We start from the raw sequence: 11101 nt of genomic DNA, 5'->3' as shown, positions 1-11101 counted from the left end.
GCTCAGACGGCGAGGCGGTATCCGCGTTTGACCACCGTGCTGACCAGACCGCTGACCGGCAGCGATTTGCGCAGCCGGGAGACCCACATCTCCAGGGCGTGCTCGGAATCGCACTGGACCAGCAGCTGCATCAGGTGCTCGCGGGAGAGCACCGCCCCCTCGGCCTTGACCAGCGCCCGCATCAGCGACAGCGGCCCGGGCGGCAGGCGCACGGCTTCATCGGTGATCTGCGGCAGGCGCACCTCGGCGCCGCGCATCTCCACCGGACCGTGCCGGGTGGTGATGCGCAGCGTCTGATGTTCCTCCAGGTGGTCGCAGACGAGTTTGATCATCGCGCCCAGCCGCCAGCGGGAGGGGATGATCGGGCTGAGCCCCGCGTCGTAGAGCGGTCCTGCGGTCACCGCGCCCACTGCCACAGAGACCACATCCCCGCGCAGCGCCGCGACCAGCGCCTCTGATCTGCCGTACTGGCGGGCCACGGAGAGGAACGCCTCCACGGCGGGAGCGGCGGTGAAGGTGATCAGGTCGAGCTGGCGCTCGATCACCGCGTCGATCATGCGCAGCAGGTCCGAGTCCTCATCGGGCTTGGTCCAGGTGTAGGGCAGCACGGTGACCACCGTGGCGCCGGCGGCCTGGAGCCGCTCGATCTGTGAGTCGTCGCTGGCGCCATGCTGCTGCACCGCCACCGTCTTGCCGCCGACATCCCGGGTCAGGAGCATGTCCACCACCGTGGCGGTGCGCTCATCCTCGGCGGAGCCGTCGTCGTCGAGACCTGCGGCCCGCACCGCCCCGCGGGCCTTGGGTCCGCGCACCAGGATGGTCGCCTGCTCCAGGGCCTCGAAGAGCTCCGTGCCCAGCCCGTAGGCGTCGGCGGCCTCGAACCAGCGGCGCATTCCGTAGGCGGTGGTGATGATCGCGAAGTCAGGCGCAGCCTCGATGACCCGGCGGGTGTCCTGCTGCAGCGTCACGGACTCGGTCAGCGCGACGATCCGCAGCGCCGGGGCATGCATCACCTCGGCTCCGCGGCGTTGGAACGCGCAGATGAGATCCTCGCTGCGCCGGTCCGAGGTGACCCCGATGCGGAAGCCGGCCAGGGTCTGCGGGACGGCTGCCGCCGGCTCCGGCGCAGCGCCTGACGCGCGGCCCGAGGAGGTGACTGCGGTCATCAGAGCACCGCCCCGGCCATCGCGCGGATCACCTGTTCCCCGGCGACCGCCGGAGAGGAGTCGGTGTCGCTGCGGGCCTCACCTGAGCAGGGCTCGGTCGCGGCGAGCCGGACCACCTCCCCGATCACCAGCACCGCCGGCGAGCGCAGCTGGGCCGCGGCCGCGACCCCGAGGATCTGGTCGAGCGGGGCGATGAGCACCCGCTGGTCGGGGCTGAAGCCGCGCTCCACGATCCCCACCGGGGTCTCCCCGGCGAGTCCGTGACGCTGCAGTCCGGCCATGGTGTGTCCCAGCGTGCCGACGCCCATCAGGATCACCGCGGTGCCGCCCAGCGCGGCCAGCCCGGAGAGCTCCTGCTCGCTGAGCGGGTCGTGCCCGGAGATCACGGTGAAGGACTTCGAGACGCTGCGCGCGGTCACCGGGATCCCGGCCGCGGCGGGCACGGCGATCGCCGAGGTGATCCCCGGGACCACGGTCACCGGGATCCCGGCGTCGCGGCAGGCGGCGACCTCCTCGCAGCCGCGTCCGAAGACGAACGGGTCACCGCCCTTGAGCCGGACCACCCGTCGGCCGCTGCGCGCGGCGTCGGTCATCATCGTCTGGATGTTCTCCTGAGTGACCCGATGATGTCCGGGGCGCTTGCCGACGTCGTAGAGCTCGGCCGCCGGGGCCCACTCGCGCAGCCCTTCGGTGGGCGCGAGCCGGTCGTAGAACACGACGTCGGCGATCGCCAGCGCGTCACGGGCTCGCACGGTCATCAGGTCGGCGGCCCCAGGTCCGCCGCCGATCAGTGTCACCTCTCCCAGACCCATCATGACCTTCCCTCCACGGCTGCCAGATTGTTCGGGACCGGCGCGCCCTCGCGGGCCTGCGCAGGATCCAGCCCGCCGGCCGCCCGGGCGGCATCTTCGCGGGCCATCTCTTCGCGCACCGGGATCCGCGGACCGGTGAGCAGCACCGGGCCGTCCCCGGCGGCGGCGTCGACCTTCTCCTGCTCGGTGGCCGGGCGGCGCTGTCCACGTTCGATCACGTAGGCCAGTCCGGTGTCGGGGGCGTCCGGTGCGTTGACGAAGCTGCGGAAGCGGCGCAGCCGCTCCGGGTCGCGCAGCGTGGCGGCCCATTCGTCCTCGTAGCCGTCCACGTGTTTGGCCATCGCGGCTTCGAGGTCCCCCCCGATGCCCAGCGAGTCTTTGACCACCACGTCGTGGACGTGGTCGACTCCCCCGGGCAGCTCCTCCATCCAGCGGGCGGTGCGCTGGAGCCGGTCCGCGGTGCGCACGTAGTACATGACGTAGCGGTCGATGTAGCGCAGCAGCGTCGCGTCGTCGAGGTCCTTGGCCAGCAGCTGACCGTGGGCCGGGGTGGCCCCGCCGTTGCCGCCGACGTACATGTTCCAGCCCTCGCTGGTGGCGATCACCCCGACGTCCTTCGCCCGAGCCTCGGCGCACTCGCGGGCGCAGCCCGAGACGCCGAACTTCATCTTGTGCGGGGAGCGCAGTCCGCGGTACCGGTTCTCCAGCCGGATGCCCATCGCCACCGAGTCCTGGACCCCGTAGCGGCACCAGCTGGAGCCCACGCAGGACTTCACGTTGCGCAGCGCCTTGCCGTAGGCCTGCCCGGACTCGAAGCCGGCATCGACCAGTCGGCGCCAGATCTGCGGCAGCTGCTCGAGCCGGGCGCCGAACATGTCCACCCGCTGGGCGGCGGAGATCTTCGTGTAGAGGTCGAAGTCGGCCGCGACCTCGGCGATCACCTTGAGCTTCTGCGGCGTGATCTCGCCGCCGGGGATCCGCGGCATCACCGAATAGGTGCCGTCCTTCTGCATGTTCGCCAGGGCCCGGTCATTGGTGTCCTGCAGCGTGCCGCGGCCGGCCTCGAGGATGTATTCGGCGCCGTGCTGGGCGGCCAGGATCGAGGCGACGACCGGTTTGCAGATGTCGCAGCCGAGGTTGAGCTGCGCGTCCGCGGGGGTGCCGAACCGAGACACGATCTCGGTGAAGCTGGTCAGCTGGGTCGCCCGGACGGCTTCGAAGAGCTCGGCGCGGGAGTGGCCGAAATGTTCGCACAGCGCCTTGGAGACGTCGAGGCCCAGGGAGAGCATCTGAGCCTCCATGATCTTCTTCGCCATCGGGATGCAGGAGCCGCACTGGGTGCCGACCTTGGTGCAGCTCTTCATCGCGGCCATGTCGGTGCAGCCCGGGGTGGTCTCGTCGCCGGCGACGGCGGATCGGATCGTCCCGGCGCAGATGTCCTTGCAGGAGCAGACCTGGGCGTCATCGGGAAGCTCCAGGTCCAGCTCTCCCCCTCCGGCGGCGGAGAGGAACGCGCCGGGGGCGGCAGGCAGCTGCCGGCCCAGCAGCGGACGCAGCGAGGAGTACGGGCTGGCGTCGCCGACGAAGACCCCGCCGAGCAGGGTGGTCGCGTCGTCGGTGACCACGATCTTCTGGTAGATCCCGCCGACGGCGTCGGCGTAGACCACCTCCAGCGCACCGGGGGTCTCGGCGAAGGCGTCGCCGAAGGAGGCCACGTCCATACCGGCGAGCTTGAGCTTCGCGGCGGTGTCGAAGCCGATGAAGGAGGCCGCTCCCCCGCTGAGCCGGTCGGCGACGACCTCGGCCATGGCGTTGGCCGGGGCGACCAGGCCCATGGAGATGCCCTGGTAGCTCGCGACCTCCCCGATGGCCCAGATGTTCGGCGCCGAGGTGGCGCAGGTCTCGTCGATGACCACGCCCCCGCGCTCGGCGCAGTCGAGCCCCGCCGAGGCGGCGAGCTCATCGCGGGCGGTGATGCCGATGGCGGCCACGACCAGATCGGCCGGAAGGTCGGGAGACTTCGCGAACTCCAAGGTGTAGCGGCTGCGCTCGGCGGGCGCTTCGAGGTCCACTGCCAGCCGGCTGGGCCGGTGACCGAGCTTCAGCCGGTATCCCTCCTGCTCCAGGAGCCGGTTGAGCGTGCGGCCGCCGTACTCGTCCACCTGGGCGTTCATCAGCCAGGCACGCGAGTGCACCACGGTGACCTCGGCGCCGAGGCCCTTGAGCCCACCGGCCGCCTCCAGGCCCAGCAGGCCGCCGCCGATCACCGCGCAGCGGGCCGGGCGACCCAGCTCCTCACCGAGCTCGGCGGCACGCCTCCGCAGCCAGTCGACGTCCTCGAGGGTGCGGTAGACCGCGATGTGCTCGCTGCCCTCGATCGGGGGTCGGGGCGCCGAGGAGCCGGTGGCGAGCACCAGCTCATCGAACCCGAGCACCTCGCCGTGCGCGGTGCGCAGCGTCTTGGACTCCACGTCCAGTGCGGTCACCGCCGTGCCGGTGTGCAGCTGGACCCGAGGGTCCTCCCAGAGCGCCGGATCACCCAGCAGCAGCTCGTCGTCGACCTGCGCGAAGCGTCGGGACAGCGCCACCCGGTCGTAGGGGGCGGAGGACTCCTCGGTGAACACGCTGATCCGCAGACCAGCCGGGTCCCGGGAGATGAGCGCCTCGGTCAGCCGGTGGGCGGCAGGGCCGCCGCCGACCACGGCGATGTGCCGCTGGGCCTCGGCCGGGGCCGGGTGTGTGGATGCGTCCATGGGAGTTCACCTTCGCGGTAGACGATGAGTGCGATGAGCCTTCACGTCGATCTGGCGGAGGTCCTCAGTGCTGAAAAAGGGGTGCGCCGGACCGTCGAGGGTTGGCCTCAGCCTAGGAACCCGCGATTTCTACGCGGTGTCGCGTTTGTAAAGCCAATATGACGAGGTCCTCATCTCGATCTGGGCGCCGGTGAGATCAGCGTCATCAGGGCTTTACACACCGGCGTTCCCGCGGAAACTGCGCCTGCCTACGCTGGGGGCATGAGCACCACATCCACACCCACATTCACTGCCGGTGCCGGTTCCACGCCCGCATCGGGTCCTGCGCCGGGTCCTGGACTCAGCTCCGAGGCCGGTTCCGAGGCGGCCGAGCCGAGGTGGCATCGGGTGTGTCAGGTGGAGGACCTGGAGCCGATGTGGGGTGAGGCCGCCCTGGTGGAGGGCACGCAGATCGCGCTGATCCGGCTCCACGGCGAGACCATCCACGCGGTGTCCCAGTGGGATCCCTACGCCTGTGCGAATGTGATGTCTCGCGGTATCGTCGGCTCCAAAGCTGGCAGGCCGACACTGGCGTCACCGATCCACAAGCAGCCCTATGACCTGGCCACCGGACGGTGCCTCAGCGACGAGGCCCTGCAGCTGAGGTCCTACCCGGTGCGCGTCGAGGCCGGAATCGTCGAGGTGAAGGTCTGAGGTGTCTCTGATGACCCGCACCGCCGCAGATCCGGCAGCGCTGCTCGCCATCTCCCACGGCACCTCCAACCCCGAGGGCCAGCGCCTGGTCACCCAGCTGGCCGACCGGGTCGCCGAGGTCGCCGCCCAGCGGGGCCTTGAAGATCTGGTCCGGCTCGGGCACGTGGATGTCCAGCAGCCCGATGTCCCCGCCAGCCTGGCCGCCCTGCCGCAGGAGATGGCCGCCGTCGTCGTGCCGCTGCTGCTCTCGGCCGGCTTCCACGTGAATGTGGACCTCAAGGAGGACACCGCCGATCTGGACCGTCCGGTGACCGTGGGCGGCGCGCTGGGCCCCGATGACCGGCTGGTGGACCTGCTGCTGTCCCGGGTCCGCGAGGCCGGCGTGGACACCGCGCGGGACACCCTGATCTTCGCCGCCGCCGGATCCTCGGACCACTCGGCCGTGCGGGACTGTCAGGACATGGCCGCCCGGATCCAGACCCGACTGCGCCGCCCGGTCCAGGACGCCTATCTCTCCTTCGCCGAACCTGCGGTGAAGACCGCCGTGGCGCAGGCGCGCGAGACCACGCAGGGCCGGGTCGTCTTGATCAGCTACCTGCTGGCCCCGGGCTATTTCCAGAAGATGCTGGAACGCTCCGGCGCCGACGTCGTCACCAGCTCGCTGCTGCCGCAGGACTCGACGCAGGCCCCGAGAGAACTGGTGGAGATCATCCTGGACCGGTTCAGCGCAGGACTGGCGGAACTGACCCCGGCGGCGCAGGCGGCGCACTGATCCGTGACGCGGATCTGTTGCGTGTTCCCCCACGTCGCAGCGGTGTCAGGGCTTCATGCGCGTCATGAAGGCTCTCCCGAGGGCTGAGATTCGCCCCTTACGCGGTACGCTGGCGGGGCCCTCCCGGCGGGGCACGTTCCACGCGTCGATCTCTTCTACGGATCCGCTGGACCAGCTTGTGCACCGGGACGTCTCTGCCGAGGCTGCTCGGACGTCCCTCGCCCCGCCGCGGGTGCCGTGCGGGCACGTCCCGCCGACACGAATGACCCATCGCTCCTAGGAGGACTCCGTGGCTCGAGGAGCCCAGCGCCAGAACGGCGCACGCACGCGCACCCGACGGCAACCGCGCAAGAACAACGACGGCGGCATCATCCACCTGCTCGCCAAGGTCGTCCGCGAGGTCGAAGCCTCGGTCAAGCAGGGTCTCGACCTGCCCTCGACCCGGACCAAGTTCCAGGTCGTGGCGCTGCTCATGCGCGAGGAGCGCGCCCGGATCAAGGCGGCCGAGACGAAGCCGGGGGCTCGGGGCACCGAAGAGCTGAAGCGGCTCGACGGCATCGCCACCATCCTCGCGACCACAGCCGCCCGCGACCCCTCGCTGCTCGGGCTGCTCGCCGACGACGCCGTGGTCTCCGACCGGGCACGCGCCCTGCGCCGCGAGCTCCTGGAGTCGGCCGGCATCGAGGTGGCGGAGGAACCGGCACGACGCGCCGAACCGGTCGCACCGAAGGCCGACACGCAGCGCCGGGTGGTGCCGGTGTCGGTGGAGTCTCGCCAGCTGGCGAACCCGTTCCTGGAACCTGACTACTCCGCGGTCGCCAAGCGCACCGCCGCGCCACGCCGCCTCGTCGGCTGGGAGCTCATCGAGCCGCTGATGAAGTCCTTCACCGAGGGCGGCGCACTCTCCTGCATGGACCTGCCGGATCCGGCCGCCACCCGAGCGACCCGAGGACTGGACCTGATGCCGCACCAGGCACGGCTGGTCGCCGCGGCGGCGGCGGGACACCGGACGTTCCTGCTCGCCGACGAGCCCGGACTGGGCAAGACGGCGCAGGCGCTGCTCGCCGCCCAGGCGGCACACGCGTACCCGCTGCTCGTCGTCGTGCCCAACGTCGTGAAGATGAACTGGGCGCGCGAAGCTATGCTCTGGACGCCCAACCACCCCGCGACGGTGGTCCACGGCGACGGCGAGCGGATCGACGGCTTCGCCGACATCATCATCGTCAACTACGAGGTGCTCGATCGGCACGCGGGCTGGCTCCGCGACCTGGGTCTGCGCGGGATGGTGGTGGACGAGGCGCACTACATCAAGAACCGGAAGTCGCAGCGGTCCCAGAACGTGCTGCAGCTCGCCGAGCGCATCCGCACCCGGATCGCCGATCCGCTGCTCATCGCTCTCACCGGCACGCCGCTGATCAACGATATCGAGGACTTCCGGGCGATCTGGCAGTTCCTCGGCTGGGTCGATGAGACCAAGCCGGTGGGCGAGCTGATGGGGGCCCTCGAGCAGTCAGGGCTGACACCGGCGGATCGCGGCTTCTCCGCCGCGGCTCGCGCGGCCGTCGTGAACCGCGGCATCGTGCGCCGACGCAAGGTGGATGTGGCCGCCGACCTGCCCGCTCGCCGCGTGGCCGATGTCCCGGTCGAGATCGACGGCGAGGCCGGGCGGTCCATCCGGGCCGCGGAGCAGAGCCTCGCCCGTCGTCTCCTCAAGCGCTACGACCGGGCGGTGGCCGCGCGGGTCTCCGGCGAGGTCCTCGAGGGCATCGACCACGCCCTGGTCCGCCAGGTCGCCGCGCAGGAGCGCGCGAGCAAGGCGACGAAGTCCAACGAGAACGTGTTCACCATGACCCGGCGCATCGGAGCGGCGAAGGCGGGCCTCGCGGCCGACTACGCCGCGCAGCTGGCGCGCAGCGCCGGGAAGGTGGTCTTCTTCGCCAAGCACATCGATGTCATGGACACCGCCGAGGCGACCTTCGCCAAGCAGGGCATCCGCTACGCCTCGATCCGCGGCGACCAGACGGCCTCGGCCCGGCAGAAGCACATCGACGCGTTCACCAACGACCCGGAGGTCTCGGTGGCCGTGTGCTCGTTGACGGCCGCCGGCGTCGGAATCAACCTGCAGGTCGCCTCGAACATGGTGCTCGCGGAGCTGTCCTGGACCCACGCCGAGCAGACCCAGGCGATCGACCGCATCCACCGGATCGGGCAGGCGGAGCCGGTCACGGCGTGGCGGATCATCGCCGCGCAGACCCTGGACACGAAGATCGCCGAGCTCATCGACAGCAAGGCGGGTCTGGCCGCCCGGGCGCTGGACGGCAACGACGAGGAGATCCCCGACTCGGCCGACGTGCAGCTCGAGGCGCTCGTGACGCTTCTCGAAGCGGCCCTGGAAGAACGCGGCTTCGGTCAGGGATCCTGACCTGAGCTGAAACGGGCGGGCGGCCAGGCGGACGCCAGGCCGCCCGCCCGCAGAGACACCTCGGGCCCCCACGCTGTGAAGCGTGGGGGCCCGAGGTGTCTCTCGCCTGTGCGGCGTCTTTGGTAGCGGTGGGGGGGCTCGATCCCCCGACCTCACGATTATGAGTCGTGCGCTCTAACCAGCTGAGCTACACCGCCAAACCCTGTTCCTCGACCCCGCTGCGGAGGAGGAGAAACAGCTTGAAAGAGAAACACCCGCGCCGCGCAATGTTCTGCGCTGCGCGGGCTCTCAATCAGAGCCCCAAGCGGGAATCGATCCCGCGACCTCAGTCTTACCAAGACTGCGCTCTACCACTGAGCTATTGGGGCAACAGCATTGAACTCTACCATCAGTCCAGCGCCGTTCAAAAACCGATCCGAGGTGAGCTGCGTCTCCTCTGACCGGGGGTCTTCACCGCCGCAGATCGGGACCTGCGGCGGTGAAGTCCGGACCCCCTCGCGGGGGAGGAATCACTTCCAGCGGGGCTTGCGATCCTTGTTGCCGAATCGGCTGTCACCGGAGCCTGAGCGGCCGCCTCGATCGCTCGAGCCGCCCTCACGCTTGCCGGCGTAGCCGCCGCGGGACTCGCCGTAGCTGCCGCGGGACTCGGTGCCGCCGGAGGGAGCGCCGGTGTCGCGCTCCATCTTCAGCAGCTCGCCGCCGATGCGGGTCTTCGCCAGGGCGGCCCACTGCTCGGAGGAGAGCTTCTCGGGAAGCTCCACCAGGGAGTGCGTGGGCCGGATGTCGATCCCGCCGATCTCGCGGGCGCTGAGCCCGGCCTCGTTGGCGATGGCCCCGACGATGTGTCCGGGGTTCACACCGTTGCGGCGACCGACAGCGATCTTGTACATCGCGTTGCCCGGACCGGCGGTGCGCGGTCCGCGATCGCGCTGCGGGCGCTCGGGACGATCGCCGCCTGCGCGGTCCTCGCCGACCTCGCGCTTGGACTCGCGGACGAGCTCGTCGTCGCGCTTCTCATCGAGCAGCAGCGGGCGTCCGTCGTGGACCATCGCGACCAGCGCGGCGGCCACATCCTCGGCAGGAGTGTTGTGCTCCTGGGTGTAGGAGGCCACGAGTCCGCGGTACTCCTCGAGCTCCTCCGAGGCCAGGGTCTCGGTGATCCGCTCCGAGAAGCGCTCCAGCCGCGAGGAGTTCACGTCCGCGATGGTCGGCATGGACATCTGCTCGACCGGCTGGCGGGTGGCCTTCTCGATGGACCGCAGCATCCGCTTCTCACGGGGAGTCACGAACAGCACGGCGTCGCCGGAGCGTCCCGCGCGGCCGGTGCGGCCGATGCGGTGCACGTAGGACTCGGTGTCCAGCGGGATGTCGTAGTTGAAGACGTGGGTGATGCGCTCGACGTCGAGACCGCGGGCGGCGACGTCGGTGGCGACGAGCACGTCGATCCGGCCGGACTTGAGGTTCTCCACGGTCTTCTCGCGCAGGTTCTGCGGGATGTCACCGTTGATCGCCGCGGTGCGGAAACCGCGGGCGGCGAGCTTGTTCGAGACCTCTTCGGTGGCCGAGCGGGTGCGCACGAAGACGATCGCGGCGTCGTGCGGCTCGGTCTCGAGGATCCGGGTCAGGGCCTCGTTCTTCGCCGAGTGCTTGATCAGCACGAAGCGCTGGCGGGTGTTGGTGCCGGTGGAGGTCTTGGACTTGACCGAGACCTCGACCGGATCGTTGAGGTAGTCCGCGGAGATCCGGCGGATCGCCTTGGGCATCGTGGCGGAGAACAGCGCGACCTGCTTGGTCTTCGGAGTGCGGGCCAGGATCTGGTCCACCTCTTCGGCGAAGCCCATGCGCAGCATCTCGTCGGCCTCGTCGAGCACCAGGTGCTTGATCGTGGAGAGGTTCAGCGACCCGCGGGTCATGTGGTCGATGACGCGACCTGGGGTGCCGACGACGACGTGGGCGCCGCGGCGCAGACCCTCGAGCTGCGGGCCGTAGGGGGAGCCGCCGTAGATCGGCAGCACGGTGATGCCGGGGACGCCCTGGGCGTAGGTGGAGAACGCCTCGGCGACCTGGATCGCCAGCTCACGGGTGGGGGCGAGCACCAGGGTCGAGGGCGAGTTCCCCAGCTCTCCGGCGTCGTTGGCGCGAGCCATGTGGGACAGGGCCGGCAGCGCGAAGGCCGCGGTCTTGCCGGTGCCGGTCTGGGCCAGGCCGACGACGTCGCGACCCTGGCTCAGCAGCGGGATGGTCTGCGCCTGGATCGGGGACGGGGTCTCGTAGCCGAGCTTGGTGACCGACTGCAGGACCCGGGGGTCAAGGCCCAGCTCGGAGAACTTCGGGCCGGTGGACTCTTCGGCAGCCTTGGGAGCAGCCTCAGCGGCCGGGGCTGCAGCAACAGGTGCCTCAGCGGCCGGGGCGGCAGCAACAGGCGCCTCAGCGGCCGGGGCGGCAGCAACAGGCGCCTCAGCGGCCGGGGCGGCAGCAACAGG

The 11101-nt window shown here is 70.4% G+C and carries 7 protein-coding genes and 2 tRNA genes; 3 read left to right on the top strand and 6 right to left on the bottom strand.

From position 1 onward, the window contains the following. Positions 1–2: 2 nt before the first annotated feature. The 3 genes from BCL67_RS01750 to nirB are packed head-to-tail and all read right to left on the bottom strand — an operon-like array spanning position 3 to position 4731. The gene (locus BCL67_RS01750) at positions 3–1166 is read right to left on the bottom strand and encodes a uroporphyrinogen-III synthase (RefSeq protein ID WP_106121760.1); all 1164 of its coding nucleotides are present in this window, start codon (positions 1164–1166) and stop codon (positions 3–5) included. After that, positions 1166–1981, bottom strand: coding sequence for a uroporphyrinogen-III C-methyltransferase (gene cobA / locus BCL67_RS01745; protein ID WP_106121759.1), 816 nt, complete (start codon positions 1979–1981; stop codon positions 1166–1168). The genes BCL67_RS01750 and cobA overlap by 1 nt, the downstream gene beginning before the upstream one ends. Further along, positions 1978–4731: a nitrite reductase large subunit NirB gene (gene nirB, locus BCL67_RS01740; protein WP_106121758.1), complete on the bottom strand. Its 2754-nt coding sequence runs from the start codon at positions 4729–4731 to the stop codon at positions 1978–1980. Before nirB ends, cobA begins: the two co-directional genes overlap by 4 nt. A gap of 261 nt (positions 4732–4992) precedes the next feature. Between nirB and nirD the strand changes: the two genes are divergently transcribed. The 3 genes from nirD to BCL67_RS01725 all read left to right on the top strand — a co-directional run bounded on the left by nirD (position 4993) and on the right by BCL67_RS01725 (position 8618). Then, complete coding sequence (gene nirD, locus BCL67_RS01735) at positions 4993–5424, top strand: nitrite reductase small subunit NirD (RefSeq protein WP_106121757.1); 432 nt, start codon at positions 4993–4995, stop codon at positions 5422–5424. Between the two features lie 10 nt (positions 5425–5434). Further along, complete coding sequence (locus BCL67_RS01730; RefSeq protein ID WP_106121918.1) at positions 5435–6196, top strand: sirohydrochlorin chelatase; 762 nt, start codon at positions 5435–5437, stop codon at positions 6194–6196. Between the two features lie 289 nt (positions 6197–6485). After that, a complete protein-coding gene (locus tag BCL67_RS01725) occupies positions 6486–8618 on the top strand; it encodes a DEAD/DEAH box helicase (RefSeq protein ID WP_106121756.1) in 2133 nt (710 codons plus the stop codon). Between the two features lie 120 nt (positions 8619–8738). Here the strand turns inward: BCL67_RS01725 and BCL67_RS01720 are convergent. The 3 genes from BCL67_RS01720 to BCL67_RS01710 form a co-directional block, all read right to left on the bottom strand. Next, positions 8739–8815: transfer RNA gene (locus tag BCL67_RS01720), tRNA-Met, on the bottom strand. A 99-nt stretch (positions 8816–8914) separates the two neighbouring features. Next, positions 8915–8986: transfer RNA gene (locus BCL67_RS01715), tRNA-Thr, on the bottom strand. A gap of 141 nt (positions 8987–9127) precedes the next feature. Then, a partial coding sequence (locus tag BCL67_RS01710) for a DEAD/DEAH box helicase (RefSeq protein WP_219886357.1) occupies positions 9128–11101 on the bottom strand: 1974 nt, incomplete at its 5' end.

Source organism: Nesterenkonia sandarakina (genome assembly GCF_003003175.1).
GTDB classification, from domain to species: Bacteria; Actinomycetota; Actinomycetes; order Actinomycetales; family Micrococcaceae; genus Nesterenkonia; species Nesterenkonia sandarakina_A.
This window is presented reverse-complemented; position numbering and strand designations above follow the sequence as displayed.

Excerpts from the sequence above, each read along its gene's own strand:
- nirD (WP_106121757.1), top strand. The coding sequence starts at position 4,993 with ATGAGCACCACATCCACACCCACATTCACTGCCGGTGCCGGTTCCACG.
- cobA (WP_106121759.1), bottom strand. The coding sequence starts at position 1,981 with ATGATGGGTCTGGGAGAGGTGACACTGATCGGCGGCGGACCTGGGGCC.
- BCL67_RS01750 (WP_106121760.1), bottom strand. The coding sequence starts at position 1,166 with ATGACCGCAGTCACCTCCTCGGGCCGCGCGTCAGGCGCTGCGCCGGAG.
- BCL67_RS01730 (WP_106121918.1), top strand. The coding sequence starts at position 5,435 with ATGACCCGCACCGCCGCAGATCCGGCAGCGCTGCTCGCCATCTCCCAC.
- nirB (WP_106121758.1), bottom strand. The coding sequence starts at position 4,731 with ATGGACGCATCCACACACCCGGCCCCGGCCGAGGCCCAGCGGCACATC.